Below are 26291 nucleotides of genomic sequence, written 5' to 3'. Positions count from 1 at the left end.
GGCGCTCACTGCCGGACGATGTCGAAGACGATGCCTTCGAGGGTGACGCCGGGCGCGAAGGAAAACGCCACACCGGTCGAGATCTGCTGGTCCGGCTCGGCCTGGGAGATCATCTGCTCCAGTACGAAGACGAGCGAAACGCTGAGCATGTTTCCGTGCCGGGCGAGCAGGTCCCAGCTCGATGCCGCCCGCTCCTCGGGAATGCCCAGCGAGCGCGCCGATTCCTCGATGATCCTCGGTCCGCCCGGGTGGATCGCCCAGAGATCGACGTCGGACTTGGCCAGGCCGTTGCGCTCCAGCACCGCCGATACCACCGGGTCCACACCCTGGTAGATGTACTGGGGAAGGTTCTGCGACAGCTCGCACGTGATGCCGTTGTGGTTGACGCCGAGCACGATGCCGTCCTCCGCGCCGTCGAAGAGGTGGCTGAAGGTGTCGCGGATGACGACCTTGCCGGGCGCCAGCGGCTGGTGCACCTGGCCGGCGCCGATGACGACCGCGCCGCAGCCGTCGCCGAACAGGCTGTGGGTGATCACGTCGTTGACGTCGTCGTCGAAGACGGCGTTCACCGAACTGAGTTCGAGGCACACCACCAGGGCCTTCTTGTCCGGGTGGGCGCGAACGTAGTCCACCGCGGTGCGCATGCCGTTCATGGCCGCGGCGCAGCCCATGAAGTTCACGACCACCCGGTTCACCGTCGGTGACAGCCCCAGCTGCTTGATGAGGGCGACGTCGACGCCGGGCGCGATGAATCCGGTGCTGGTGACGAAGACCAGCATGCCGATGTCCGACGCCGGGTCGTCCAGGGACGCGACAGCGCGGCCGGCCACGTCGACGGCGAGCGGCACCGCATGGCGGTAGAAGAGGTTCATGCGATCCCGGATGGTGCCGACTTCCTTGCTGAACTTCAGGAAGTCGGGGTCCAGGGGGTCGATCGCCAGGTGACGGGAGGTGATCCTGGTCCTGCGGTACAGCCGCGGGATACGGCGTCGCTGCGCGGGCTCCGAGAAGAGCGCGGCCACCCGCTCGGCGACCTCGGCCTGCTCGAAGTTGCGGTCCGGCGAGCCCGTCGCGATGCTCTCGATCACGCCCACGGTGGTCAGCGGAGCCGGCGGCAGCGCACCTCCGATCGGGTCGTGGGCGGGTATGCGTCCGGCCATGCCGGTCGCTGTTTCAGAAGACGTGAAGCCGTCACCGATGGTGATAGTCACGGATTTCTCCTCTGCATGGAATGAACGGCAGACCGGGCGAGCGCCGACGAGATGAGGCGCGGTCGAGCCCGATCGCCAGTGAAGTTTCTTTGAGCGGCAGCCTCAGACGGTGCCGATTCCGGTGAATCCCTGCGCCGCGTAGACGACACACTGCTTCAGGGCGAGCGGCGAGAAATGCTCGCGCCAGAATCCCCAGTCCTTCTCCACGGCATCGTCCGAGGGCGAGAGCAGATAGGTGTTGATCTGCTTGGGGAAACGGTCGGTGAAGAAGCTCTTGGCCGGTATCCATTCGACCCCGAACTTCGCCGCCTCCTCACGCAGCACGTCCTCGGTGACGATGTTCGCGAAGCCGCTGCGCTGATACGGCAGCACGTGGTGCACGCGGTGCGAGCTGAGGCCGGCCGACAGGAAGCAGTCGACGTAGCGGTTCCCGACGACCTTCAGGTCGTAGGCCTGCTCCATCTGGTCGACGGCCCAGTCCTCGGTGTTGTGGACCAGTTCCTCGGTCTCGACCTCGAAGTCATGGCTGGCGACCACGAGGAACGTGCTGATCCACATGGTGATCAGGAACTGGAGCACCCAGGCCCAGAGGTCCCCCATCACGGCGAACAGGACGAACTCGCCCACCAGCAGGAAACGCACGCCGAACGAGCCGATGAAGTGCGGCAGCGCTCCGCCCCACGTCCCGTACATGTCCTTGACGCCCACCTTGCGGGTGAGCCGGCAGACATCGAGAAGCCGGATGATCATGCCGGTCATCGTGTGACCGAACTTGTGTACAGTGTGCAGCGGAATGCGGAACAGCCGTGGCACCCGCATCATCATCGTGAAGACGTTCTTCTTGATGTCCACTTCGCTCTGCGTGAACGGGTGGTGCAGCAGTGCGTGGCCGTCCGCGGTCACGAACGACAGGGCGACGTAGTTGAGGTCGAACGCATTCACGTAGATCTTGTTCATGCCCTTCTGGGCACGGTGGATCGCGTAGTGACCGAAACCGGCCATCGCGCTGCGCAGCAGCACCATGGCGACCACGAACACCGGCAGCGGTATCCAGCTGCGTTCGAACAGGCGCAGGCCCTGCACGGCGAAGTACAGGACGGCCAGGATCGCCACCGTGATGTTGAAGTAGCGGTCCATCCGCCTGATGCGGGCGGCCATCTCGCGCTGCTTGAGCCGGGCCTTCACCTTGTGAAGGAGATCGTCCTTGTTGTCGAAGCGGTACTTCGGGGTGTCGCGCCAGCTGTCGAAGTCCTCGCTGAAGAGGAACGCCGGGGCGTTGGCCTTCGGGTGAATGTCCTCCGGCAGTGCCACACGGTCCAGCGAGTAGCGTTCCAGCATTCTCGCGATGGCCTCGGGGTTCTTGTGGTAAGAACCGACGATGGCGGTGATGTCGCGGTTCTTCGTGCGTCCGATGAAGAATTCGCCGCCCGGGTGCTTGGAAATCCATTCACTCAGGTCGTAGGCTTTTCCGTCGTAGACCCAGACGTTGGAGATCGGCGGCGGGCCCTCCGGGTGAGGAGGTCGGCTGAACTCCTCCGGCTCGGCCTCCGGCCGGCCGGTCGGCTCGGCCTCCGGGCGGTCAGTTGTCGTCATTGCTTTCCTCCCCGCCTGATCTCGCAATCAGTGCACCGGTTGGTTTTCCTGCGTTCAAGCGGTACGTGGGGTCCGCCGGAAAGTGATTCGTGTGTCTGCGTGCGTAGAACAATGTGTTGCCCCCCGTGTCGGAACCAGAAAACGAAACCGGCCCGGGGCGCGGTCTGACAGGCGTCGCCGCCATTCCGCGTTCCCGGGCCGGCATCCGTTCGCTAGGCGGCCGGGTTGGGGATGGAAACCGGAGTGCCCCACTTGGACAGCATCACCGTGATGGTTCCGTCTCCCTGCTGCACCACGGCCTTGACCAGGTTCGGAGCCTTGTCCGGAGAGCCCTTGCCGGGAGCGGACGACTTGGCGGAACCGCTCGGCGGCGGAACGTCCTTGATCCAGACGGTGATCGGGAGGGGTCCGCCCTTCTTGCCGGACTGCGGGACGATGAAGTCGATCACCGAGGCGTCCACGGTGCCGCTGATCTTCACCGTGTCGACGCCGTCGATCTTCTCCCGCGCTTCCGACTTGGGGTTCTTGATCTGGGCGATCACGTTGGCGATGCCCTTGTCCTTGTCGAGGATGACGCCCGGGTCGTAGACCTTCTCCGCCGGTCCGACCGGCTGGTACGCGGAACCGTCGCCGGCGTACAGGGTCTTGTTCGAGACGACGAACTTGGTGTCGGTGAAGTCGGCCTGCTTGCTGGTGCGCACCCGGGCCGCGCCGGCCGCCTGCCCCTGTCCCTTCACCTTGTTGGTGACGTCGGCGTCGACCTTCTCCACCGGCAGGTTCGGGATGTCGGCGACAGCCAGGTTCAGGTGCACGTCGTGCAAGGTCTGGGTGGTGCGCGCGCTCTCCGCGACGATGCGCGAGGCGTCCGGCAGCGCACTGGGCTTCGAGGGGCTCGCGCCCTTGTCGTCGCTGCTCGAACAGCCGGTCAGCACCGCCGCCGACGCCGTCGCCGCCAGCGTGATCGTCACCAGGCCCAGCCGTCTGCGCTTGGCGCCGAGCACGCTGGATATGCCATCAGCCATGACAGTCCCCCGAGAATCTCTGTTACGTCATTGAGTAAGAAGAGCCGTTACCTGGTCGCGGCATACGCACATCACGCGTCGAGGCGACGCGTGACCAGGAGGCTCGCCAGACCTCGTGCGGTCGTCAGCTGACGAGTCCTCACCAAATCACCGATTCGGGTGGTCTGCGTAGCTGATCCGCACGGATGCAGACAGTACTTGACTTTTCGGCCAGGGGGTGTCTCCCGGCCTGAGTACTTATTACTCAATTTCTGCGACGACGCCGAGGCCGCGCGGGCCGCGGCGGAGGGAGTCGGGGAGGGCGGCGCACGAGGCGGCGGCGGGCGGCCGACCCGGCGTTCTCGGGCCGGCCGTGCCCCGGGCCGCTCCGGCGTGCTGTGCCGGGCCGCAGGTCAGGCCCCGTGGCACTCCCCGTAAGCCCGGCCCGACCCGCACCAGCAGGCCGCGCCCTGCTGCGGCGGCCAGGCCGTCGCCCGGCCCCGGGCTGCCAGGGTGGTCGCGTACTGGGGGAGCAGGGACGGGTCCGCAGGGGAGGCGCCCTCCGAGGCGGCGAAGGCCTCGTAGGAGGGGACCGTGCCCGTGACGATGCCCAGGTTGGGGGTGCCGGAGGCCGCCAGCTCCCGCAGCGAGGCCTCTATCGTCGCCAGGTGGTCGGCGTGGGAGGGGTACTCCGCCGACAGGGGCGGGTACGCCGCGAGGAGTTCCGCCAGTTCGGCGGCCGGCCAGTGCAGGACCGCCACCGGGAACGGGCGGGAGAGGGCTTCGCGGTAGGTGCCCAGCTCGGCGCGGAGGCGGGAGATCTCCGCCGCGAGTTCCGCCGGGTTGTCCGAGCCGAGGGACCACACGCGCTTCGGGTCGTGGAGCTCGTCCAGGGAGACGGGCGAGGAGTGCAGCGTGTCCGCGAGGGCGTCCCAGTCGTCGTGCGCCGCGCCGAGCATGCGGCGGACCCGGTGGCGGCCGAAGAGGAGCGGGTGGGTCGCGTACGGGGGTTCGGGAACGTCCGTCAGCAGCAGGCGGACGCCCTCCGTGAACGTCTCCTGCGCCGCCTCCAGCTCGTCGTGCGACTCCAGCGCCTCCGCCACGATCACCCAGGGGGCCGGGTCCCGGGGGGCCGTCGCGCGGAGGCCGGTGATGATCGCGCGGGCTTCCGCCTCGTGGCCGTACTCCCACAGGTTGGAGGCCTTCAGGGCCCGTACCAGGTGGGGGTTCTCCAGGCTGTCCCGGGACGACAGCAGGCGGTCGTAGAGCGCGGTCGCGGCGGGGCGGTCGCCGGCCAGCTCCAGGTGGGCCGCGGCCCGCAGGAGCAGCGCTTCGGAGTCCTCGGGATACAGGCCGGCGGTCCGCTCCAGGCGGGCGGCTTCCGCGGTGTGGTCGACGTTCTCGGCAGGCGTGTCGGGGCGCATGGGTGACACCGTACTGCCGACCGCCGACACGGGGAGAGCCGTCCCGGCGCAAGGGTGCGCTGCTTCGGGACGGCTCTCCGCACGCGGGCCGGCCGGCCCCTTCCCGGCCATCCGCCGGTCCCTTCCCGGCCCCTTCCCGGCCATCGGTCGGTCCCTTCCCGGCCATCGGTCGGTCCCTTCCCCGGGGCCTTCCCCGGTCCCTTCCGGGCCGTACGCCTTGTCGACATGGCTTGTCCCGTGCATGCCACGAGGGAGGGTGTGGCGGGTGGGGTTGCCGAGGGTTGTGACAGCACCTTCCCGACGCCGTACGAAGTCTCGAACGAGGAGTTCGGTCGTGGTTGCGGGCTTACGGGCTTACGGGGCTGGTGAGTTGGCGGTCCTGCCCTTATCGTGCGGGCGGCCCGGTGAAGGAGGCGGCATGACGATGCGCGTTCCTGTCGTGCAGCACAGCGGCCGACGGCGGCGGGACCGGCGGCGGCGCGCGCTGTGGGCCGGGGGCGAGGCGCTCGTCACCGTCGGGGTCGTCCTTCTGCTCCTCGTCGCCCACCAGTTGTGGTGGACCAACCGGGAGGCGCGGCGCGGGGCCGAGCGGAAGGTGGAGGCGCTGGAACGGGAGTGGGCGGCGGGCGGTGGCGGCGGCGACCGGGGTTCCTCCCCCACGGCCGTACCGGCGCCGTCCGGCCGGCAGGGCGCCGGTGCCCGGTCCCGGCGGCAACCGGCGGCCGCCGTCGGGGCGTTGTCGCGTCCCCGCCGCTCCCAGGCCTACGCCGTCCTCACCGTCCCCCGCCTCGGCCTCCGCGTCCCCGTCGCCGAGGGCGTCGGCAAGCGGGACGTCCTCGACAAGGGGTACGCCGGCCACTACCCCGGCACCCAACAGCCCGGCCAGGCAGGCAACTTCGCGCTCGCCGGGCACCGCAACACGCATGGGGAGCCGTTCCGGCACATCGACCGGCTGCGGCGCGGGGACGTGCTGGAGGTGCGGACGCACGGCGCGGTGTACACGTACACCGTCGACCGGACGCTGCCGCGGACGTCGGCTCGCGACGGGGGCGTCCTGCGGCCGGTCCCGCGTTCCACGGTCCGCCCCGCCTACGGCTACCCGAGCCCCGGCTACTACATCACCCTCACCACCTGCACTCCGGAGTACACCTCGCGGTACCGGCTGGTGGTGTGGGGGACCTTGGCGTCGATGCGGCCGCGGGGCTGAAGGCGGACGGCCGGCGGGCCGTTCTCCCACCGGCCGGTCGCCGCGCTGTACGTGGCGGGCAGCACGGCCTGGGGACCGAGGAGCGGGCGGCGCTGTACCGGTCAGGTCAGCGGTCGCGGTCCACTACGTGAACCGCTCTTGCAATAGTGCACGGCGACCTTGGACGATCGGCCAGTCCTCCGATGACTGTGACCGTCGGCGGGCGACCCGCGACTGAGGGAGATGGAGATCATGAAGCTGCTGCGAGTCGGTGCGGCGGGAGCGGAGCGGCCGGCGCTGCTCGACGCCGAGGGCACCCTGCGGGACCTGACGGGTGTCGTGGCCGACATCGACGGCGCGCTGCTCGCCGACGACGCCGCGCTCGGCCGGATCCGTGCCGCCGCCGACGCCGGTGAACTGCCCGCCCTGGACGCGGCGGGGCTGCGCGTCGGGCCGCCGGTGGGGCGGATCGGCAAGATCGTGTGCATCGGGCTGAACTACCACGACCACGCGCGTGAGACCGGGGCCGAGCCGCCCGCGGAGCCCGTCGTCTTCTTCAAGGCGCCGGACACCGTCGTCGGGCCCGAGGACACGGTGCTCGTGCCGCGCGGCTCGGTCAAGACCGACTGGGAGGTCGAGCTGGCGGTCGTCATCGGACGCACCGCCCGCTACCTGGAGTCGGCGGAGGAGGGGCTCGCCCATGTCGCCGGGTACGCGGTGGCGCACGACGTGTCCGAGCGGGAGTTCCAGATCGAGCGGGGCGGGACCTGGGACAAGGGCAAGAACTGCGAGACGTTCAACCCGCTGGGCCCCTGGCTGGTGACCGCCGACGAGGTGCCCGACCCGCAGGACCTCACGCTCAGGCTGTGGGTGAACGGGGAGCTGAAGCAGCACGGCAGCACCGCCGAACAGATCTTCCCGGTCGGTGAAGTCGTGCGGTACGTCAGCCGGTTCATGACGCTGTATCCCGGTGACGTCATCAACACCGGGACGCCCGCGGGGGTCGCGATGGGCGCGCCCGAACCGAAGCCGTACCTGCGGGCCGGGGACGTCGTCGAGCTGGAGATCGAGGGGCTGGGGCGGCAGCGGCAGGAACTGAAGGACGCGTAGGCGCTCCGCGGGGTGCCGGGGCCGCGGGGGCGGCGGTGTGCCGGGGCCGGTGCCCGCGCCCCTGAGGGCCCCGGCGCGCTCCGTCGGCGGTTTTCAGGAACTCCTCCGCCGGTTCAGGAACTCCTAAGCCGGTTCAGGAACTCCTCCAGCGGTTCAGGAACTTCTCCAGCGCCTCCACCACCAGGCGGTGGTCCCGCAGTTGCGGCAGTCCGCTCACCGTCACCGCGCCGACCACGCCGACCCCCTCGACGTTGACCGGGAAGGACCCGCCGTGCGCGGCGTAGGTGCCGGGGTCCAGGCGGGAGGATTCCTCGAACGTGCTGCCCTTGGCGCGGAAGCGCGCGCCGACCAGGTAGGACGAGCTGCCGTAGCGCTCCACCACCCGGCGCTTGCGGGCGATCCAGGCGTCGTTGTCCGGGGTCGAGCCCGGCAGCGCGGCGCGGAAGAGCTGCCGGCCCGCGCGGTGGATGTCCACGGCGACCGGGGCCCGGCGCTCGCGGGCGAGTTCCACCAGCAGCGAACCGAGCGCCCAGGCGTCGTCGTGGGTGAACCGGGTGAAGACCAGCCGGCGTTCCTGCGCCTCCAACTCCTCCAGCGTCGGTGGGGTCTCCGGTCGGATCTTCGGCGTCCCGGTGCTGGGCGTCACAGCGTCACCGTCACTGAGTCGCGGGCCGACCGGCGGGCCGCCTCCAGCACGTCGAGCGTGGCGGCCGCCTCCAGCGCGGGCACCGGGTCGGCGCCGTCGCCGGTGAGGGCCCTGGCCACGGCCGCGTAGTACGCCGGGTAGTCGCCCGGCAGGGTCGGCTCGGGCCGGCCGCCGCCGGTCAGCGGGGACTCGCCGGAGCCGACCCGGCCCCACCGCGACTCGGGCTCCGTGCCCCAGTCGGCGGCCGTGCCGGGGCGCCGGCCCTCCCGCAGGGCCGCCTCCTGCGGATCGAGGCCGTACTTGACGTATCCCGCCTTCGAGCCCAGCACCCGGAAACGCGGGCCGAGTTGCGCGGCCGTCGAGGAGACGTAGAGGTGGGAGCGGACGCCGCCGGCGTGGGTGAGCGCGATGAAGGTGTCGTCGTCCGCCTGCGCGCCCGGACGCCGGACGTCCGTCTCCGCGTACACCCGCGTGGCGGGGCCGAACAGGACCAGGGCCTGGTCGACGACGTGACTGCCGAGGTCGTACAACAGACCTCCGATCTCTTCCGGGTCCCCTGACTCGCGCCAGCCGCCCTTCGGCTGCGGGCGCCAGCGCTCGAAGCGGGACTCGAAGCGCCGTACGTCGCCCAGCTCGCCGTCGGCGAGCAGCTTGCGCAGCGTCAGGAAGTCGTTGTCCCAGCGGCGGTTCTGGAAGACGGACAGGAGCAGGCTGCGCTCCTCGGCGAGCGCCGCGAGCCCACGGGCCTCGGCGCCCGTCCCGGCGAGCGGCTTGTCGACCACGACCGGCAGGCCGGCCTTCAGGGCGGCGGTGGCGAGCGGGACGTGCGTCTTGTTCGGCGACGCGATCACGACCAGGTCCAGCTCGGCGGACCGCCGCTCGAACAGCTCGTCCGCGTCCGTCGCGATCCGTACGTCCGGGAACTCGGCGCGGGCCTGCTCCTGACGCTCCGGGCGGGAGGTGACGACCGTGTCGAGGACCAGGCCCTCGGTGGCGGCGATCAGCGGGGCGTGGAAGACGGAGCCCGCGAGGCCGTAGCCGACGAGGCCCACGCGCAGCGGGGAGCCGGGGGAGGGGCCGAGGGGTGCAGCAGTCATGCCTCCACTTTGGCAACGCTGTTGCCGAAGTGCAAGCGCGGGGCGACAATGGCGGCGTGGACATGACGAGGAAGGGCGGGGCGGAGGACCCGGGGCGCGCTGGTCCGGCGGCTCCACGGGGCGCCGGGGCGGGGGACCCGTGGGGCGCGGGGGAGGGGGCTCTGCGCATCGCCGGGGCGGCGGCTTCGGCTCTGCGGGGCGGCGGGGCGACGGGCGGGGCGAACCTGCTCGCCGTGCGCGGTCACAACACCGCGCTCGTCCTCGACCTGCTGCGCACGGCCGGGGCGGAGGGCATCAGCCGACTGGAGCTCGCCGAGCGCACCGGGCTGACCCCGCAGGCCGTCAGCAAGATCACCGCCCGGCTGCGGGCCGAACGCCTCGTCACGGAGGCCGGGCACCGCGCCTCGACGGGCGGCAAGCCGCGCACGGTGCTGCGGCTGGTGCCGGAGGCGGGGTACGCGGTCGGCGTGCACGTGGACCGGGACGAGACGCGGGTGGTCCTGGCCGACCTCACCGGAGCCACGGTCGCCGGGCTGCGCACCCCGCTGGACCTGGGCGCAGGGGCGGAGGCCGTGCTGGGACGGGTCGCGGGGGAGGTGACGGCGCTGGTGGAGCGGGTGCTGGGGGGCGGCGGAGACCTGTGCGCGGCCCCGGCGGGCCCCCTCCTCGGCGTCGGTGTCGCCCTGCCCGGTCCGCTCGATCACGTCAGCGGCGTGCTGCACCGGGTCACGGGGTTCCCCGAGTGGGACGGGTTCCCGCTGCGGGCCGAGCTGGCGCGGCGGCTCGGGGTGCCGGTCGTCGTCGACAAGGACACCAACGCGGCCGCGCTCCGACTCGCCGTCGGCGGCGCGGGGGACGACGGCACGGTCCACGGCGGCGACGGGGCGGGCGGTGGCCGGGCGGGTGGCTCCTTCGCCTACCTGCACGTCGGTACGGGCCTCGGCGCCGGGCTGGTGATCGGCGGCGCCGTGCACCGGGGCGCCCGCACCGGGGCCGGGGAGTTCGGGCACCAGGTGGTCCAGTTGGACGGGCCGCCCTGCGGCTGCGGCAACCGCGGCTGCGTGGAGGCGCTGTGCCTGGCCGCCGTGGCGCGCGGCGACCTGACGGAGGCGGCCCGCGTGCTGGGCACCGGCGCGGGCAACCTCGTCGCGCTGCTCGACATCGACCTGGTGCTCCTCGGCGGCCGCACCGTCGCCGCCGCGCCCGAGGTCTTCGCCGACGGCGTCGCCGCGGTCCTCGCCGAACGCGCCCGGCGCACGGGGGAGCCGCCGGTGCCGGTGCGGGTCGCCTCCGGCGGCGTGGCGGAGGGCGCGGCCCAGCTCGTGCTGGCGCCCCTGTTCGGGCGGACGGACGGCTGAGCCGGCGGCCGCCTCCCCCCGAGCGTGCCGTGCTCCCGGCCGGGCTGCCGCCGTGCGTGCTCCCGGCCGGGCTGCCGCCGTGCGTGCTCCCGGCCGGGCGGCGCAATTTCTCCCCTCTTTCGGGCGTTCGTGCGGGTGGTAGCCGCCTCTCGGTGACCCGCTCCGGCACGATCATGTGGTCATGCGACTGCGCCCGTCCCTGTCCCTCTGTCTCGCAGCATCAGCCGCCCTCCTCCCCGCGGCGGCCCCCGCGTACGCGGCTCCCGGCACCGGCCCCGCCCCCACCCCGACCTGCGACACCGGGCGCGGGTTCCCCCTCACCACCCGCGTCCGCGGTGGCCCGGATGCCTACCGGGCCGGCGGCGGGTACGGCACCTGGTTCCTCGACCTCACCAACCGCACCACCCGGACCTGCACGAACATCCACCCGGTCATCGTCCTCGTGGACGAACGGCGGGCGCTGAAGCCGACGCAGCCCCGGTTGGAGTTCTCCGCCGGCACCCGGCCGCAGCCGGTCCACTTCGAGAAGACCGACGAGAACGAACTCGTCGGCGCCTTCGACGACGGCTCCGCGGGATTCACCGTCGGCCCCGGCCGCACCGTCACGGTCGAGGTGCGGCTCGCCCTCGCCGCCGGCACCGGACCGAACGAGATCACCGCCACGGCGGCCGTCGTCCAGCGGCACGACGACGACGGCGACTGGGTCGGGCAGTCCAACGACTACCGCTTCCGCGTCGAGCCCGAACAGACCCCCACCACCCCGCGCCCCGCCACCCCCCAGCCCACCACACCCCGGCCCACCGGCACCGCCACCGCCAAGGACGCCGTCCCCGACGCCACGGCCGAGGACGCCCCCACCGGCACCTCCGTCGGCGTCGCCCCCACCGCTTCCCCCAGCCCCGACGCATCCCTGCCCTTCGCCGACGAACTCGCCCGCACCGGCCTCGCCACCCGCACCGGAGCCATGGCCGCCACCGCCGCCCTCCTCGTCGCGGCCGGCGCGCTGCTGCTCGCCCGGAAGCCGCTCGGACGAGTGCTGCGCGGGCCGGGCAGACCACGGAGGCGCCGCTGAACGTGCCGTCCAGCGTTCACGCTCCCGCCGAACCGGGCATTCCCTCAAGATCCGGTCACTGTCTAGGCTGGGCCACCCAGCACCGCGTACCCGCGCACACGCGTACGGCAGGAGATCTTGCACATGGCAGACCGCAAGCCCATCGAGTCGTGGCTCACCGACATGGACGGTGTTCTCATCCACGAGGGCGTACCGATCCCCGGCGCCGACGCCTTTCTGAAGAAGCTGCGCGAGTCCGGCAGGCCCTTCCTGGTGCTCACCAACAACTCGATCTACACCCCGCGCGACCTGCACGCCAGGCTGCGCCGCATGGGCCTGGAGATCCCGGTCGAGTCCATCTGGACGTCGGCGCTGGCCACCGCGCAGTTCCTCGACGACCAGCGGCCGGGCGGCTCGGCGTACGTCATAGGCGAGGCCGGGCTGACCACCGCGCTGCACGACATCGGCTACATCCTCACCGACCACGAGCCCGACTACGTCGTCCTCGGCGAGACCCGCACCTACTCCTTCGAGGCCATGACCAAGGCGGTCCGGCTCATCCAGAACGGTGCCCGCTTCATCGCCACCAACCCCGACGAGACCGGTCCCTCCACCGAGGGCCCGCTGCCGGCGACGGGCGCCGTCGCCGCGCTGATCACCAAGGCGACCGGCAAGCAGCCGTACTTCGCGGGCAAGCCGAACCCGCTGATGATGCGCACCGGTCTCAACGCGATCGGCGCCCACTCCGAGAGCAGCGCGATGATCGGCGACCGCATGGACACCGACGTGCTGGCCGGCATGGAGGCGGGGATGCAGACGTTCCTGGTGCTCACCGGTCTGACCCGGCCCGGGCAGGTGGAGGACTTCCCCTACCGGCCGTCCGAGGTGGTCGACTCCATCGCCGATCTCGTCGAGCGGATCTGAGCCGAGCGGATCCGAGCCGAGCGGACCGAGGGCGAACCCCTTCCGAACCCCTTCCGAACCCGTTCCGAACCCGTACGGAGCAGCCGGGGCCCGCTGAGGATGCGGGACGCGGTGCCGGGGAGGAACCTCCAGGTATCTGGAGGTTCACGATGGGTTCCACGAAAGCCACGCTCCGTGTGGCGGTCCTCGCCGCCGCCGTGGTCGCGCTCGCGCCGTCGGCGTACGCACAGGACGGAGGCGTCTCGGTCAGCCCGTCGTCCCCGGCCCCCGGCGGCGACGTGGCCCTGCGCGTGAGCGGCTGCGCGTCGCGGACCGCCACCGCCCACTCCGCCGCCTTCGTCGCGCAGGCCCGGCTCGCCGGTGCCGGCGGCACGCTCGCCGGTGAGACCCGCGTCCGTTCCTCGATCGGCCCCGGCACCTACGACGTGGAGATCGCCTGCGCGGACGCGGACGCGGACGTGAAGGGCAGGATCACCGTCGCCGCCGCGTCGTCCGGCCGTCCCGCCGGGCCCGCCTCGCCCGTCGCCCCCGTCCCCGCGGGCGGCGGCGGCACCGCCCGCCTGGCCGTCACGGACGCCCGGCCGGTCGGCCCCGGCACGGTCCACGAGGTGACCGGGCTGGTGCTGGCCTGCGCCGCCGCGGCCGCCGTGGCGGTGCTGGGTACCCGCCGCGGCCGGGGCAGGGGCTGACCGCCGTGCCGGTCAGGTTCGACCGCGAGTGCTCCGCCGGCGCCGGACGCCTCTTCATGGGGCTGGCCTGGGTCGTGCTGCTGCTCGGGCTGTGGCTGTGGGGGCGTCAGCTGACCGACGTGGCACAGGGCACGTCCGCGCCGACCACCGGTGACATGGCGGCCGTCGGCCGCCCGCCCGAGACCCGGCTGCCGCCCGCGCTGCGCCCGCTCGGGGACGCGCTGCCGCAGCGCATCGACATCCCTGACCTGGGCGTGCAGGCGCCGGTGGTGGCCCGCGGCCTCGACGCGCGGGGGGCCATCGACCCACCGCCCTTCGACCAGGCCGGTGCCGTGGGCTGGTACGCGGGCGGCGCCGCGCCGGGGGCCGTCGGTCCGGCGCTGATGGTCGGCCACGTCGACACCGAGACCCGGCCCGCCGTCTTCCACCGGCTGAGCTCCCTCCGGCCCGGTCAGACGATCCGGGTGGTGCGCGACGACGGCAGGATCGCCGAGTTCACCGTGGACGACGTGCAGGTCCAGGCGCGTGACCAGTTCGACGCCCAACAGGCCTACGGGCCGCGCCGGCCGGGGCGCGCCGAGCTGCGGCTGATCACCTGCGGTGGCACGTTCGACCGGGCGACCCACACCTACACGGCGAACGTGATCGTCTCGGCGTACCTCACGGGGTCGGCGGGTGAGCCCGCCCGGCCGCACCTGGCCCGGTCGACGGCTCGCTCCCCCTGAAGCCGCCGACCGGGCCGGTCCTCGACCGCGCGCCCGCCCCGGGCCGCGGGAGTAGCCCGGCGAGGTGCGCGGGAGGTCTCGGGAACCGAACGGGAGATCGGCCGGCCGGGGTCCGAGGCCGCCCGAGAAGACTTTAGAACGGATGAGCGGCCGGGCCCAGAGGGCGGCGACGCCGAGTCCCCGGCCGCTCGCCCTGAGTCATCGGCGCAGGTAGCGGGCCTTCACGGCCCCTCCTGTGCTCCTTCACGGCCCCTCCCGCAAACCTCCACGGCCTCTCCGGTGAGCCCGGTTGAGCCCTTACGGCGGCCTCCCTCGCGCCCGGCCGGGGCAGGCGTCTCAGCGCTCGGCCGGCATGCCGTCGGCCTGCTCCAGCAGCACCCCGCTGGACGACGTCCGCCGCAACTGCCTCGCCAGGTCCCGGTATTGGGCGTACGCGCTCCGCTGCCCGCCCGCCCCCTTCACCCGCCCCTTCAGCCCGCCCCCTTCAGGCCCGTCGCCTGCCCGCGCCGCCCGTGCGGTGACGGCCCGCCGGGGCAACCCCGCGACCTCGTGGGTGTCCGGGCGCGTGTGACACGATTGGCCCTCGGAAGAGTGCACCCAAGGGGGAGTTGGATGTACGGCAGCAGGGGGGCCGGAGTGCGCAGCTCCGCGATGGTGCTGGGGGCGGCACTGCTGATCGCGGGGTGTTCGTCCGGGGACGGTGACGGCAAGAACCGGGGCGCCGGCGCGAAGATCACCCAACAGCCCAAGGAGACCGACCCGTTCTGGGTCAATCCGGACGGCAACGCGGCCCGGCAGGTCGCCGCGTACGAGAAGGCCGGCAAGGACGCGGACGCCGAGCGGATCCGGCGGATCGCCGAGCAGCCCACCGGGGAGTGGATCGGCCCGGAGAACCCGGAGCAGGAGGCCCGCGGCTACACCGAGGCCGCCGACAAGGCCGACCGCACCGCCCTGCTGGTCCTCTACAACATCCCGCACCGCGACTGCGGCCAGTACTCGCAGGGCGGCGCCGCCGACGGCAACGCCTACCGAGCCTGGATCGACGGCGTGGCGGCGGGCATCGAGGACCGCTCGGCCACGGTGATCCTGGAGCCGGACGCCGTCCTGCACCTGGTCGACGGCTGCACCCCGGACGAGTTCCACGAGGAGCGCTACGACCTCCTCAAGGGCGCCATCGGCAAACTCAAGTCCCTGAAGAACACCAAGGTGTACCTGGACGCGGGCAACGCCGGCTGGGGCCACCCCGACCAGATCTTCGAGCCCCTGAAGTGGGCGGGCATCGACCAGGCCGACGGCTTCTCGGTCAACGTCTCGAACTTCTACACCACCGAGGACTCCATCGCGTACGGCAAGCAGCTGTCCGCGAAGGTGGGCGGCAAGCACTTCGTCGTCGACACCAGCCGCAACGGCAACGGCCCCTACGACGGCGGCGCCCAGGACGAGCGCTGGTGCAACCCGCCGGGCCGCGCGCTGGGCGAGCCGCCGACGACGAAGACGTCGGACCCCTTGGTGGACGCCTACCTGTGGGTCAAGCGCCCCGGCGAGTCGGACGGCGAGTGCAAGGGCGGCCCCAAGGCGGGGCAGTGGTGGTCCGCGTACGCGCTGAAGCTCGCGAAGGCCGGCAAGTAGCGAGCAGGCAGTCAGCAGGCAGTCAGCAGGCAGTCAGCAGGCAGTCAGCAGGCAGTCAGCAGGCAGTCAGCAGGCAGGCAGTCAGCGGTAGGCGCCCAGCAGGCAGTCACCCGGGCACATGAGACGGGGCGCCCTCCGTTCCCGGAGGGCGCCCCTGAGGCTCATCGGGTCAAGGGCTCATGAGCCCGTGACTCACGGCACCTTCACCCACTGCGCCTTGCTGGGGGTGCCCCGGTCGTCGTCGACGAACAGCATGTACCAGCCGGACTGGACCAGGTTGCGGTTCTTCGGCACCGTCACCGTGATCCTGTTGCCGGACGTCCTGAAGTCCAGCGCGATCGAGCGCTGGTCGACGTCCGTGACGTGCGTGCTCGCGCTCGGCCGGATCAGCCGTACCTTCTTCACCGCCGAGGCCTGCGGCGAGGTGAAGGTGCCCGAGCCGCCCCGCGCGATGGTCTGCGGGCCCCCGGACAGCGACGGGCGCGAGCCGCGGTACAGGTACGGCGGCGTGTAGATCTCGATGCGCTGCTCGAACTTGCCCGGCTTGGTGTTGGCCTTGTCGGCGTAGAGCGAGTCCGAGCCGAAGAACATCACGCGGCCGTCGGGCAGCAGGATCGAGCCCGAGTGGTAGTTCCGGCCCACCAGCGGATCGGCGACCCGGTCGAAGGTGTTGGTGTCCGGGTGGTAGATCCGCGCCTGGAGGATGTTGGAGGCGCTGCGCCCGCGGTAGTCCTGCGAGCCGCCCGACACCAGCACGGTGTCGTCGGGCAGCACCGAGGACTGCGGGTAGCGGGTGCCCTTCGCCAGCGTCGGGCCGTCCACGAACTTCGGGTTCTTCGCCTTGAGGTCGATCAGCCGCGTCCGGTTGCTGGACAGCTTGGACTCGCCGACCCCGCCGCCGCCGACGACCATGAACTTCTCGTCCTGCGCCGGCGGCAGCAGCACCGTGCCGGACGTCTCCATCCGGTCGGCGTCGCTCAGGCCGGGCAGCTCGGTGAACTTGTTGCTGGCCACGTCCCAGACGCCCGGGTCGCGGCCGACGTTGTCCGGCCCGTAGCCCGCGTTCGAACCCGAGTAGAAGATCTTGCCGTTCTGCATCAGGAACAGCGCGGGGTAGGTCGGGAACTGACGGATCGTGGACGTGTACGTCCACTTCCTGGTCTTCGGGTCGAAGATCTCGTTCTTGCCCGGCACCAGCTGGCCGATGTCGTCGAGGCCGGAGACGCTGAGGATCCTGCCGTCGCTCAGCGTGGTGAGCGTCGGGTACCAGCGGGCCTCGTTCATCGGGTCGACCTTGATGTACTTCTCGGCGACCGGGTCGAACTCGAAGGCGTCCCGGATGCCCTGGAAGTCCTTCTTGTCCAGGGCGAGCTTCTGCGCGATGCCGTAGGTGTTGCGCGCGTCGGCGCCGGTCAGGCCCTGGATGCGGTAGTTGTTCTGGGCGCCGGTCTCGTACTTGATGCCGCTGCGCTTCGCCTCGACGTAGATACGGCCGAGCCCGGGGTCGTTGCGCAGGAACGCGCCGGTCTTCGGGTCGAAGACCTTCTTCGCGCGCGGGACGAGCACCGGATCCTTCGACACGAAGGTCTTGCCGTTCTCCTTGCCGGTGAAATTGGTGCCCGCGGGCAGCGTGATCGGCTTGTCCGGGTTCTCGTTGTGCACGACCATCAGGCCGCCGGCCTTGGTGACGTCACCCTTGAGCTTCTCGTACCGCTTGGTGCCGCCGGCGATCAGCAGGTTGCCGTTGGCGAGCTGGGTGTGGCCGGTGCAGAACAGGTCCTTCGGCGTCGGCACCTTCTTGATGGTGCCCTTGACGGGGTCCCAGACGCGGGTGTCGTACTTCTTGGCGTCGAAGTTGTCCTGGTTGTTGCCGGAGCCCGCGATCAGCAGCACCTTGCCGGTGCGCAGGAGGGCCGCGTGGATGGTGTCCTGGCGGTACTCCTCGGGGAACTCGACGATGTCCCAGTGGCCGTTGTCCGCTTTGTACTCGGGCTTGTCGATCTGGTACTGGTGGTATTTCTCGGTCCCGAAGCGGTACAGCCACGGCCCGTTCATCCCGGCCAGCGCGAGCACCACCGCCGTGCCTATCGCGAGTCGACGGGCGCGGCGGCGGCCTGCACGGTCGTTCATTCCTTACGTCCCCCAAGTCCACCAAGGGCGATCTGCATGGTCTGGTCGTTGCCCCCGTCGGAGGCGGCCCAGCTCGGCTTCGGCTGCGGCGCGTGTCCGCCGTGCGCCGCCTGCTGCCCGGGCAGCGGCTGCGGCCGGTGTCCCGGGGGCACCGCGTCCTGCGGCTCCGGCGCCGGCGCCGGGGGCCGCTTCTTCGCCTGACGCAGTTCGTAGCGCCACGCGAAGATCGGCGAGGCCGTGATCAGCAGGGCGAACGTGGCCCAGGTGATCATCGCCGGGTGCGAGTGCCCGAGGACGAGACCGGCGGCGATCGAGCCGGCGAAGACCAGGATGAAGAACAGGTGGATGCGGAACGTCCCGAACAGCGTGTCGGGGCTCGCCGAGTCGCCCTTCGGCGTCACCACGAACTTGCTCTTGCGGCGCAGCACGGCGTCCATCAGGGAGCGTGCGTAGATCGGCGCCGACAGGGCCGACATCACCATGCCCGCCACGCCGCCGGAGCCCTCCGGCTCGTGCGGGGAGACGTTGTGCCGGCGGTTCCAGACGTACAGGCCGATCTGCAGCGCCGAGGCGTTGCCGTACAGCATCAGCCAGACGGTCGGGTCGATGTTCACACCCGACGCGCCCAGGCCCAGGAACAGCGCACAGCTGAGCGCCGCCAGGATCCAGTTCAGGGCCGACATCGGATAGAAGATGATCATCATCGTGTAGTTGAAGAGCTTGCCCGGCGGCAGCGTGCCCCAGCCCTTCCAGTACTGCGTGAGGATCGTCTCGTACGTGCCCCGCGACCAGCGCAGCTGCTGGGTGAAGAAGTCCGTCCAGGCGCCCGGGCCCTCACCGACGGCGAGCACGTCCGGCGTGTACACCGAGCGCCACTTCTTCCCCGTCGCCGGGTTCTTGTGCCGGTGCATCTCGAAGCCGGTGGCCATGTCCTCGGTGATCGAGTCGTACAGGCCGCCGATCTGTTTGATCGCCTTGATGCGCACGGCGTTCGACGTGCCCACGAACATCGGGGCGCCGTAGCGGTTGCCGGCGCGCTGGATGAGCGCGTGGAAGAGGAACTGCTGCGACTCGGCGGCCTTGGTGATCGGGTTGTCGTAGTTGCCGTAGACCTGCGGGCCGATGACGAAGCCGACGTCCGGGTCGCGGAAGAAGCCGAGCATCCGCTCCAGGTAGTTGGGCAGCGGCACGTGGTCGGTGTCCACGGAGGCGAAGAAGTCGTAGTCGTCGCCGTGCGCCTCGAGCCAGGCGTTGTAGTTGCCGTGCTTGGTCTTGGCGCGGTGCGGGCCCTTGGGCCGGTTCCACTTCGCCACGCCCTTGCGGGAGAAGTGGTGCACGCCCAGCCGCGCGCACACCTCCTTGACCTCCGCGTCGTCGCCCTCGTCGAGCAGCCAGACGTGCAGCAGGCCCCGGTGGCGCAGCCGGACGGCCGCCTCCAGGGTCTTCGTCACCATCTCCAGCGGCTCCTTGCCGGGCACGAAGGAGGTGAGGAACGCCACTTTGGTGCCGGTCTCCGGCACCACCGGAACGGGGTCGCGGGCGACCAGCGTGGCGTGCGCGTTGGACAGCACGTTCATGCAGCGGAAGAACTCGATCAGACCGATCGAGACGAGCATCACGACGTCGAGCGCCGGCAGGAAGTCGAAGGCGGGGTAGTCGCGCTCGGTCCAGTGCTCCGGCTGGAGCAGCCAGGCCAGCAGGACCAGCGACAGCAGCGGCGCCGCACCCAGCATGAGCGCGGCCCGGACGCGGTGCGGCTCCTGCGACAGCAGCGAGCGGTACTGGACCCGGTAGGGCTTGTCCGGGTCCGGCTGGGTGAGGGGGCCGGCCAGCCTGCTGTAGTGCTCGTAGTCGTATTTCGGCAGGGTCTTCTTGATCCGGCGGAACGCCCCCGTGTTGCCGCTCCGGTGCGAAGGCACCCGGAGCTGGGTGGTGTCTGACGGGTCCGGGTCCGGCCGGGCGCCCGTCGGCGTCGACGTCATGAGTCATCCCCCCACACGCAGGCGACCGCGTGTCGTGTAGTTCCTTACCGCCCGCACGAGTCCCCCTCGACTCCGTACAGACGTATCAGTGGCGGGCCGCGGTCACCACACTGTCCACCCACATGGACACGGAACCGCGACCTTCCGGTTGCATGATGCCCCCCTCGGCACCGCCCCGTGAACGGGGCCCCTCACCCCGTAGACCCGGCAACCGGTTCCCTGCCCCCCAAGTACCGCGGATCCGCGGCATCTTGCACGACAGGGTTCTACGGCGTTCAGCATGATCGCAAGATGCGCAACGCGGTGTTCACCGGTCATACGCGTTCATTGCGCCAGCTGTGGGTGGCATGTGCGCCGATCGCGGACGGACCTGCGCGGATGCCGACCGATCGCTTCCATGCCGCCTCCTTCGCCCTCGCCCGGCGCATACAGAGCAGAGGGCCCCCCGTTCCCACGGGGGGCCCTCTGGCTGTCGGTGCGCCGCCAGGGACTCGAACCCCGGACCCGCTGATTAAGAGTCAGCTGCTCTAACCAACTGAGCTAGCGGCGCCTGCTGACGCGGCAACTCTACCGGACGCCGGAGGGTGCTCCCGACCACCCGGCGCCCCGGCGGGTGCGGCGGGCGTCCGGGTACATCGTTCGGACCGTCGACATGCGCGGTCCGACGACGGTTGGGAAACTGATCGACGTGCACAGGCGCCGTCATTTCCGTCGGGAGTGTGAGGGGAATCGCATGGGAACTCCGGTATTCGAGGAATTCGATCCCGCGAGCGACTGCGACTGCCCCGGCTGCGCGCACTGGCGCCGCGTCCTGCCGTATTCCCCGGCCGCCCGGCGTCCGGCCCACCCGGCCGCGCACCGCGTCGTGATCGTCACGGCCGCCGCCTCCGCGGCCCTCGCCGCGGGTCATGCCGCACCCGCTCTCGCCGCGCCGCACGCCCCCCACCGGCCGGGCGTCCCCGCAGGTGACGAGCCCGGAACGCCACAGGGCGGCAGGGCCCCGCTGCACGGTCCGGCCGGCCGTCCCGCGCTGCCCGCAGCGCCCGTGCGGCTGCCGAAGATCACCCGTACGGAGATCATCAGCCGGGCGAAGACCTGGGTCGCCGCGCAGGTGCCGTACAGCATGTCCGACTACTGGTTTGACGGTTACCGGCAGGACTGCTCGGGCTTCGTGTCGATGGCCTGGAGCCTGCCCGGGAACGAATGGACGGGCAGCCTGGGCAAATACGGGGAACGCATTTCCAAGGCGGAACTCCAGCCCGGCGACATACTGCTGTTCCACAATCCGGACAACCCCGAGAAGGGTTCGCACGTCGTCCTTTTCGGCGGCTGGACGGACTCCACGCACACCTCCTACGTCGCCTACGAGGAGACTCCCCCGCACGCCCGCCGCCGGGCCACCCCGTACGCCTACTCGAGCAATTCGGACCGCTACGTCCCCTACCGGTACAAGGGAATCGCGGTGGGCGCGAACCCCGGCACGCCGGCCGCCCAGCAGGCCGCGACGGCCTATCCGGGCGCGGAGTACTTCGGCCCCGGCGCGAACAACGCGTACGTCACCCGGCTCGGACAGCTGCTCGTGGCGCGCGGCGGCGGGCGCTTCTACGCCTCGGGCCCGGGTCCGCGGTGGACGGACGCGGACCGGCGCGCCACCCAGGCCTTCCAGCTGGCGCAGGGCTGGCGCGGCGCGGACGCCGACGGGCTGCCGGGCCCGGCGACCTGGAAACTGCTGGTCACCGGCAAGGGCAGCGGCATCCCGGCGTCGACCGCCGGGCCGCCCGCCTCGCACGGCGTCCCCGGCTATCCGGGGCGCGCGCTGTTCCGGCCGGGCGCGAGCAACGCGTACGTCACCCGGCTGGGACGGCAACTGGTGAAGAAGGGGTTCGGCGCCTTCTACACGGGCGGGCCCGGGCCGCGCTGGGGCGAGGCGGACCGGCGTGCCGTGCAGGCGTTCCAGCGCGCCCAGGGCTGGCGGGGCGGCGCGGCGGACGGCTGCCCGGGCCCGGAGACCTGGCGCCGCCTCTTCTCCTGACCGACCTCACCGGACCGACCCCGGTCGGTCCACCCACCCCACCCTCACCCGACCCACCTCACTCGACCCACACCGGGCGACCGCAGCCCTGGCCCACCGGGGCCGCGGCGTCCGGGCCCACCGGGGCGGCCGCAGCCCTGGCCCACCGGGGCCGCGGCGTCCCGATCCATCTGTTGTGGCGCATCTGGCGCATCTGGTGCGGAGGCTGGAGGCACGCTTGAGCACGACGACCACGTCACACACGCCCGAGTTCGAGGGGCCGGGCAGGTCCGGGCGTCTCATTCAGAACGAGGCGACCACCGAGATCCCCGTCCACCTGCTGTTCCGCGACGAGCCGAGCCCGGTGCCGGTGCCGCTGAAGCCCGCGGTCGTGGGGCGTCGGCGGGGCACGGGGGAGCAGCCGCGGCTGCGCGGCCCGGCGCCGGTCAGGAACCGTGCCGCGCCGCGCGCCGACCCCGAGCTGGTGGAACGGCCGGCCCGGGTGCTGCCCGGCGCGGCCGGGGTCCTCGCCGGTGTCTGCGGGGCGGCCGGCTGCGCGGCCGCGTCATGGTGGGCCGGCGTCCTGCCGCGGGCGGCGCTGGAGGCACTGCGGCTGCCGGCGTACGCGGGGACGGGGCTGGGGCCGGCGCAGTGGGCGGCCTGCGCGGGGGCGGGCGCCGTAGGGCTGTTCGGCCTCGCCGGGCTGACCCGCGGGCGGACCGGGCGGGCCCTGGTGGTCGGCCTGTTCGGCCGCTACCGGGGAACCGTGCGGCGCACCGGCCTGATGTGGGTCAACCCGCTGCTGCTGCGCCGCCGGGTCGACGTACGGCTGCGGCACTGGCGCAGTGAGCCGATGCCGGCGGTCGACGGCGGCGGGGTCGCCCTGCGGGTGGTCGTGCTGGCGGTGTGGCGGGTGCGGGACACCGCGCGGGCCGTGCTGGGCGTCGACGACCACGAGACCTACCTGCGCGAGTGCGTGGAGGCGGCCCTGGCCCGGGTGCCGGTGGAGACGCCCGACGCCGCGGCGCGGGCGGCGGATGCGGCCGGGGAGGCGCTGACCCGGCTGGTGGCGGCCGACGCCGCGCCGGTCGGGCTGGAGGTGTACTCGGTGCAGCCGGTCCGCGTCGAGTACGCCCCCGAGGTCGCCGCCGCGATGCACCGCCGGAAGGTCGCCGCGCTGGACGCGCGGAACCGGGCGAGCATGCTGACGTCGGTGGTCGACTCCGTGGAGGACACGGTGACCCGGCTGACCGTGCGGGGTCTGGTGGACCTCGACGACTACGAGCGCAAGGCCCTGGTCAAGGACCTGACGGTGGCGTTCTGCGTGGGCCGGGCGGAGCCGGGGCACTGAGAACGACCTCTGCAATTGGTCTGGACATGTTCAAGTCCCGGTCATAACGTGAGGGTTGGTCTAGACCTACCAGCACAGCTCACTGAACCTTCCCCACGTTCTCCAGGAGCGGCAGCATGCGCACAAGAACCAAGTCGTACGCCGCCGTGGTGGGCCTCGCCACGGCCGGAGCCCTCGTGCTCTCCTCCGGTGGTGCAAGCAGCCACGGCTACACCGACCTCCCCGTCAGCAGGCAGAAGCTCTGCCAGAACGGCACCGTCACCGGTTGCGGTGACATCCAGTGGGAGCCGCAGAGCGTCGAGGGCCTGAAGGGCTTCCCCGCCGCCGGACCGGCCGACGGACAGATCTGCTCCGGCGGCAACACCCGCTTCGCGCAGCTGGACAGCCCGCGCACCCCCTCGGGCGACGCCTGGCCGACCACCGCGGTGACGGGCGGCCAGAGCTACACGTTCCGCTGGCAGTTCACGGCCCGGCACGCCACGACCGACTTCCGGTACTACGTCACCCGCCAGGGCTGGAACCAGGACCACAACCTGGCCCGCTCCGACCTCGACACCACGCCGTTCCTGACGGTGCCCTACGGCGGTCAGCGTCCGCCGTCGACCCTCTCCCACAGCGGCACCCTGCCGTCCGGGCTGAGCGGGCACCACGTCATCCTCGCCGTGTGGACGGTCGCGGACACCCCCAACGCGTTCTACGCCTGCTCCGACGTCACCTTCTGACCCGGGCCGGGCCGCGCGCCGGGGGTCCCCGCCCCGGCGCGCGATCTCTGAGGACTCCTCAAGCCCGCCGGGATCTCCCCCGGGTACTTTCCTGGCACGCCCGCCGGCGGGCGGCGCACCGTGACCGGGGGATCTCATGGACGTGCTGCTCTGCCTCGGGCCCGGCCTGATCATCGCCCTGGCCCTCTTCACGGCCTACCGCGTGACGCGCCGCCGGTTGCAGGTGCGCGGCGCCTGGAACGGCGGGCTGACGGCCGAGGGCCGGTGCCTGCGGACGTTCACCACGACCCACGGCGGCGGCCACGACAGCTCCGTGCGCACCCCCCCTGCACCACGTCCACGAGTTCACCGCGCGCGACGGCCGCCGGATCCGCTTCGAGGAGGAGGGCGGCCCGGCGACCCGGCTGGAGGGCGACTTCGTCACCGTCTGCTACACGGACGGCCCCCAGGTGGCCGCCACCGCGCACGAGCCGGCCCGCGCCGAGCAGGCCGCGGCGACCTTCGGCATCCTCGCGTTCCTCGGCGTGGTCGTCGTGTTCTGCGTCGTCTTCATGGTCACGTACACCGAGGCCTTCGTGGCCTCGGACGTCTCCGGCTACCAGGGCCGCACGTCTCCACAACTGACGGCGCGTCAGCTATCGTGCGCGCCATGGAGTCCGGCAGGCGCACGGTCGCGGAACTCGTCGCCGGGCGGTGGGGCGACCACCGGCCCGGTCTGTGGTGCGAGGACCGGACGCTCACCCACCACGAGGTCGCCGCGGGGGCCGCGGCCCGGGCCGCGCTGCTGGCCGACCTGCTGCCGCCGGACGCCGAGCCGCACGTGGGCGTGCTGCTGGACAACACCCCGGAATACCCGCTGTGGCTGGGCGCGGCGGCGCTCGCGGGAGCGGCCGTCGCCGGCGTCAACCCCACCCGCCGCGGCCCCGAACTGGCCCGCGACATCCTGCACACCGAGTGCCGGATCGTGGTCACCGAGCGCACCCACCTCCCGCTCCTCGACGGCCTCGCGCTGCCGGACACGGTGCGTGTCCTGGTCACCGGCACCGAGGAGTACGACACGCTCCTCGCGCCCTACCGGGACGCCGTGCCGGACGCCTCCCGGCGCACCCCCGGCGACCGGCTGCTGCTGTACTTCACCTCCGGCTCGACCGGCGCCCCCAAGGCCGCCGTCTGCAGCCAGGGCCGGCTGGCCGCCGCCGGACGGTCGCTGGCCGACCGGTTCGGCGTGCGCCCGGACGACGTGCACTACGTCTGCATGCCGATGTTCCACGGCAACGCGGTGATCGCCGACTGGGCGCCCGCGCTGGCGGCCGGGGCGGGCGTGGCGCTGCGGCGGCGCTTCTCGGCGTCGCGGTTCCTGGCGGACGTGCGCGCCTGCAACGCCACGTACTTCACCTACGTGGGCCGCGCGGTGCAGTACATCCTGGCCACCGGGGAACGGGACGACGACCGGGACAACCCGCTGCGGACCGGCTTCGGCACCGAGGCGGGGGCCGCCGACGCGGCGGCCTTCGAGCGGCGGTTCGGGGTGCGGCTGGTGGAGGGCTACGGCTCCTCCGAGGGCGGGGCCGCCGTGCAGTGGACGCCGGGCACCCCGCCCGGCGCGGTCGGGCGGGCCGAGCCCGGGCTCGTGGTGCTGGACCCGGAGACCCGGCGGGAGTGCCCGCCGGCCGTCTTCGACGCGGCCGGACGGCTGCTGAACGGCGACCGGGCGATCGGCGAACTGGTGAACCGGGCGCCCAACCCCTTCGAGGGCTACTGGCGCAATCCGCGGGCCGACGCCGAACGGCTCCGGGACGGCTGGTACTGGACCGGCGACCTGTTCTGCCGGGACGCCGACGGCTACCTCTACTTCGTCGGCCGCGCCGACGACCGCCTCCGCGTCGACGGCGAGAACCTGGCCGCCGCGATGATCGAGAACATCCTCGCCCGCTACGACGGCGCCGACGCCGTGGCCGTCTACGCGGTGCCGGACCCGGTGACCGGGGACCAGGTGATGGCGGCCGTCGCCGGGGACTTCGATCCGGCGGGGTTCGCGCAGTTCCTGCTCGCCCAGCCGGACCTGGGCACGAAGATGGCGCCGCGGTTCGTGCGGGTGGTGGAGCGGATGCCGGTCACCGCCACGAACAAGATCCACCGGGCGCTGCTGCGCCGGGAGGGCGTGCGGTGCGCCGACCCGGTGTGGTGGCGCCCGCCCGGCGAGCCGGCGTACCGCAGGCTGACCCCGGAAGACCTCGAGGGGCCCCTCGTGTCGCCGAGAGGCCCCTCATATGTGCGCCGCCAGGGACTCGAACCCCGGACCCGCTGATTAAGAGTCAGCTGCTCTAACCAACTGAGCTAGCGGCGCATGACTCCCGCCGTCCGCGCGATCTGTGTCTCGCGGGCGGCGACAGAGAAAATACTACCTGGTCCGCGGGGGTGCTGGTGACCACCCCCGGCGCGCCCGGATCG

Annotated in this window: 22 protein-coding genes and 2 tRNA genes; 12 read left to right on the top strand and 12 right to left on the bottom strand. The window is 72.0% G+C overall.

Going from position 1 to position 26291, the window contains the following annotated elements; all coding sequences use genetic code 11:
- Positions 1-5: 5 nt before the first annotated feature.
- From VKA29_RS05700 to VKA29_RS05685, 4 genes are all read right to left on the bottom strand, one after another.
- Positions 6-1211 (bottom strand): type III polyketide synthase, encoded by a 1206-nt coding sequence (locus VKA29_RS05700; RefSeq protein WP_324784070.1) that lies wholly within the window; start codon positions 1209-1211, stop codon positions 6-8.
- A 102-nt stretch (positions 1212-1313) separates the two neighbouring features.
- Positions 1314-2804, bottom strand: a complete 1491-nt coding sequence (locus VKA29_RS05695) for a fatty acid desaturase (RefSeq protein WP_324784069.1) — start codon at positions 2802-2804, stop codon at positions 1314-1316.
- Positions 2805-3016: 212 nt separating this feature from the next.
- Positions 3017-3826, bottom strand: coding sequence for an LppX_LprAFG lipoprotein (locus tag VKA29_RS05690; RefSeq protein ID WP_324784068.1), 810 nt, complete (start codon positions 3824-3826; stop codon positions 3017-3019).
- A gap of 392 nt (positions 3827-4218) precedes the next feature.
- The gene (locus VKA29_RS05685; protein WP_324784067.1) at positions 4219-5229 is read right to left on the bottom strand and encodes an SEC-C domain-containing protein; all 1011 of its coding nucleotides are present in this window, start codon (positions 5227-5229) and stop codon (positions 4219-4221) included.
- 424 nt (positions 5230-5653) lie between these two features.
- Between VKA29_RS05685 and VKA29_RS05680 the strand changes: the two genes are divergently transcribed.
- Positions 5654-6436, top strand: a complete 783-nt coding sequence (locus VKA29_RS05680) for a class E sortase (protein ID WP_324784214.1) — start codon at positions 5654-5656, stop codon at positions 6434-6436.
- 231 nt (positions 6437-6667) lie between these two features.
- Positions 6668-7525 (top strand): fumarylacetoacetate hydrolase family protein, encoded by an 858-nt coding sequence (locus VKA29_RS05675; protein WP_324784066.1) that lies wholly within the window; start codon positions 6668-6670, stop codon positions 7523-7525.
- Between the two features lie 133 nt (positions 7526-7658).
- Here VKA29_RS05675 and VKA29_RS05670 read toward each other — a convergent pair whose 3' ends face one another.
- Together VKA29_RS05670 and VKA29_RS05665 are read right to left on the bottom strand one after the other, a co-directional pair.
- The gene (locus tag VKA29_RS05670; RefSeq protein ID WP_324784065.1) at positions 7659-8171 is read right to left on the bottom strand and encodes a heme-degrading domain-containing protein; all 513 of its coding nucleotides are present in this window, start codon (positions 8169-8171) and stop codon (positions 7659-7661) included.
- Positions 8168-9268 (bottom strand): Gfo/Idh/MocA family oxidoreductase, encoded by a 1101-nt coding sequence (locus VKA29_RS05665; RefSeq protein WP_324784064.1) that lies wholly within the window; start codon positions 9266-9268, stop codon positions 8168-8170. Before VKA29_RS05665 ends, VKA29_RS05670 begins: the two co-directional genes overlap by 4 nt.
- Positions 9269-9330: 62 nt before the next feature.
- On the opposite strand from VKA29_RS05665, the gene VKA29_RS05660 reads away from it, so the two are divergent.
- From VKA29_RS05660 to VKA29_RS05640, 5 genes are all read left to right on the top strand, one after another.
- A complete protein-coding gene (locus tag VKA29_RS05660; RefSeq protein WP_420718445.1) occupies positions 9331-10626 on the top strand; it encodes an ROK family protein in 1296 nt (431 codons plus the stop codon).
- 175 nt (positions 10627-10801) lie between these two features.
- Positions 10802-11698 (top strand): hypothetical protein, encoded by an 897-nt coding sequence (locus tag VKA29_RS05655; protein WP_420718440.1) that lies wholly within the window; start codon positions 10802-10804, stop codon positions 11696-11698.
- Between the two features lie 123 nt (positions 11699-11821).
- Positions 11822-12601, top strand: coding sequence for an HAD-IIA family hydrolase (locus tag VKA29_RS05650; RefSeq protein ID WP_324784061.1), 780 nt, complete (start codon positions 11822-11824; stop codon positions 12599-12601).
- A 149-nt stretch (positions 12602-12750) separates the two neighbouring features.
- The gene (locus tag VKA29_RS05645) at positions 12751-13290 is read left to right on the top strand and encodes a hypothetical protein (RefSeq protein WP_324784060.1); all 540 of its coding nucleotides are present in this window, start codon (positions 12751-12753) and stop codon (positions 13288-13290) included.
- 56 nt (positions 13291-13346) lie between these two features.
- Positions 13347-14015 (top strand): class F sortase, encoded by a 669-nt coding sequence (locus VKA29_RS05640; RefSeq protein WP_324784213.1) that lies wholly within the window; start codon positions 13347-13349, stop codon positions 14013-14015.
- A gap of 336 nt (positions 14016-14351) precedes the next feature.
- Here the strand turns inward: VKA29_RS05640 and VKA29_RS05635 are convergent, their stop codons facing one another.
- Positions 14352-14477 carry a hypothetical protein gene (locus VKA29_RS05635; RefSeq protein ID WP_324784059.1) on the bottom strand — a complete coding sequence of 42 codons (126 nt, stop codon included), beginning with the start codon at positions 14475-14477 and terminating at the stop codon, positions 14352-14354.
- Positions 14478-14627: 150 nt separating this feature from the next.
- Here VKA29_RS05635 and VKA29_RS05630 point away from each other — a divergent pair, with 150 nt between their 5' ends.
- The gene (locus VKA29_RS05630; protein ID WP_324784058.1) at positions 14628-15644 is read left to right on the top strand and encodes a glycoside hydrolase family 6 protein; all 1017 of its coding nucleotides are present in this window, start codon (positions 14628-14630) and stop codon (positions 15642-15644) included.
- A gap of 192 nt (positions 15645-15836) precedes the next feature.
- Here the strand turns inward: VKA29_RS05630 and VKA29_RS05625 are convergent, their stop codons facing one another.
- The 3 genes from VKA29_RS05625 to VKA29_RS05615 all read right to left on the bottom strand — a co-directional run bounded on the left by VKA29_RS05625 (position 15837) and on the right by VKA29_RS05615 (position 20306).
- Positions 15837-17774 carry a galactose oxidase-like domain-containing protein gene (locus tag VKA29_RS05625; protein WP_324784057.1) on the bottom strand — a complete coding sequence of 646 codons (1938 nt, stop codon included), beginning with the start codon at positions 17772-17774 and terminating at the stop codon, positions 15837-15839.
- Positions 17771-19756 carry a glycosyltransferase family 2 protein gene (locus VKA29_RS05620; RefSeq protein WP_324784056.1) on the bottom strand — a complete coding sequence of 662 codons (1986 nt, stop codon included), beginning with the start codon at positions 19754-19756 and terminating at the stop codon, positions 17771-17773. The genes VKA29_RS05625 and VKA29_RS05620 overlap by 4 nt, the downstream gene beginning before the upstream one ends.
- 476 nt (positions 19757-20232) lie before the next feature.
- Positions 20233-20306, bottom strand: a tRNA-Lys gene (locus VKA29_RS05615).
- Between the two features lie 183 nt (positions 20307-20489).
- Between VKA29_RS05615 and VKA29_RS05610 the strand changes: the two genes are divergently transcribed.
- The 3 genes from VKA29_RS05610 (at position 20490) to VKA29_RS05600 (ending at position 23840) form a co-directional block, all read left to right on the top strand.
- The gene (locus VKA29_RS05610) at positions 20490-21788 is read left to right on the top strand and encodes a peptidoglycan-binding protein (RefSeq protein ID WP_324784055.1); all 1299 of its coding nucleotides are present in this window, start codon (positions 20490-20492) and stop codon (positions 21786-21788) included.
- Between the two features lie 217 nt (positions 21789-22005).
- Positions 22006-23118, top strand: coding sequence for an SPFH domain-containing protein (locus VKA29_RS05605; protein ID WP_324784054.1), 1113 nt, complete (start codon positions 22006-22008; stop codon positions 23116-23118).
- Between the two features lie 116 nt (positions 23119-23234).
- Positions 23235-23840, top strand: coding sequence for a lytic polysaccharide monooxygenase auxiliary activity family 9 protein (locus tag VKA29_RS05600; protein ID WP_324784053.1), 606 nt, complete (start codon positions 23235-23237; stop codon positions 23838-23840).
- 430 nt (positions 23841-24270) lie between these two features.
- On the opposite strand, the gene VKA29_RS05595 is transcribed toward VKA29_RS05600, so the two are convergent.
- On the bottom strand, positions 24271-24393 hold the full coding sequence (locus VKA29_RS05595; RefSeq protein ID WP_324784052.1) for a hypothetical protein: 123 nt from the start codon (positions 24391-24393) through the stop codon (positions 24271-24273).
- A 96-nt stretch (positions 24394-24489) separates the two neighbouring features.
- Between VKA29_RS05595 and VKA29_RS05590 the strand changes: the two genes are divergently transcribed.
- Positions 24490-26148 carry an AMP-binding protein gene (locus tag VKA29_RS05590; protein WP_324784051.1) on the top strand — a complete coding sequence of 553 codons (1659 nt, stop codon included), beginning with the start codon at positions 24490-24492 and terminating at the stop codon, positions 26146-26148.
- On the opposite strand, the gene VKA29_RS05585 is transcribed toward VKA29_RS05590, so the two are convergent.
- A tRNA-Lys gene (locus VKA29_RS05585) sits at positions 26114-26187 on the bottom strand. The genes VKA29_RS05590 and VKA29_RS05585 overlap by 35 nt on opposite strands.
- Between the last annotated feature and the right edge of the window lie 104 nt (positions 26188-26291).

Origin of the sequence: Streptomyces sp. H51 (assembly GCF_035656535.1) — a bacterium.
Taxonomy (GTDB): domain Bacteria; phylum Actinomycetota; class Actinomycetes; order Streptomycetales; family Streptomycetaceae; genus Streptomyces.
The sequence above is the reverse complement of the archived record's forward strand: the minus strand, read 5'-3'. Positions and strand labels throughout refer to the sequence as shown.

Bases quoted from the DNA above. Each gene is read 5' to 3' on its own strand.
- VKA29_RS05695 (WP_324784069.1), bottom strand. From the start codon at position 2,804: ATGACGACAACTGACCGCCCGGAGGCCGAGCCGACCGGCCGGCCGGAG.
- VKA29_RS05690 (WP_324784068.1), bottom strand. From the start codon at position 3,826: ATGGCTGATGGCATATCCAGCGTGCTCGGCGCCAAGCGCAGACGGCTG.
- VKA29_RS05685 (WP_324784067.1), bottom strand. From the start codon at position 5,229: ATGCGCCCCGACACGCCTGCCGAGAACGTCGACCACACCGCGGAAGCC.
- VKA29_RS05680 (WP_324784214.1), top strand. From the start codon at position 5,654: ATGCGCGTTCCTGTCGTGCAGCACAGCGGCCGACGGCGGCGGGACCGG.
- VKA29_RS05675 (WP_324784066.1), top strand. From the start codon at position 6,668: ATGAAGCTGCTGCGAGTCGGTGCGGCGGGAGCGGAGCGGCCGGCGCTG.
- VKA29_RS05665 (WP_324784064.1), bottom strand. From the start codon at position 9,268: ATGACTGCTGCACCCCTCGGCCCCTCCCCCGGCTCCCCGCTGCGCGTG.
- VKA29_RS05660 (WP_420718445.1), top strand. From the start codon at position 9,331: ATGACGAGGAAGGGCGGGGCGGAGGACCCGGGGCGCGCTGGTCCGGCG.
- VKA29_RS05650 (WP_324784061.1), top strand. From the start codon at position 11,822: ATGGCAGACCGCAAGCCCATCGAGTCGTGGCTCACCGACATGGACGGT.
- VKA29_RS05645 (WP_324784060.1), top strand. From the start codon at position 12,751: ATGGGTTCCACGAAAGCCACGCTCCGTGTGGCGGTCCTCGCCGCCGCC.
- VKA29_RS05640 (WP_324784213.1), top strand. From the start codon at position 13,347: ATGGGGCTGGCCTGGGTCGTGCTGCTGCTCGGGCTGTGGCTGTGGGGG.
- VKA29_RS05630 (WP_324784058.1), top strand. From the start codon at position 14,628: ATGTACGGCAGCAGGGGGGCCGGAGTGCGCAGCTCCGCGATGGTGCTG.
- VKA29_RS05625 (WP_324784057.1), bottom strand. From the start codon at position 17,774: ATGAACGACCGTGCAGGCCGCCGCCGCGCCCGTCGACTCGCGATAGGC.
- VKA29_RS05620 (WP_324784056.1), bottom strand. From the start codon at position 19,756: ATGACGTCGACGCCGACGGGCGCCCGGCCGGACCCGGACCCGTCAGAC.
- VKA29_RS05610 (WP_324784055.1), top strand. From the start codon at position 20,490: ATGGGAACTCCGGTATTCGAGGAATTCGATCCCGCGAGCGACTGCGAC.
- VKA29_RS05600 (WP_324784053.1), top strand. From the start codon at position 23,235: ATGCGCACAAGAACCAAGTCGTACGCCGCCGTGGTGGGCCTCGCCACG.
- VKA29_RS05595 (WP_324784052.1), bottom strand. From the start codon at position 24,393: ATGAAGACGACGCAGAACACGACGACCACGCCGAGGAACGCGAGGATG.
- VKA29_RS05590 (WP_324784051.1), top strand. From the start codon at position 24,490: ATGGAGTCCGGCAGGCGCACGGTCGCGGAACTCGTCGCCGGGCGGTGG.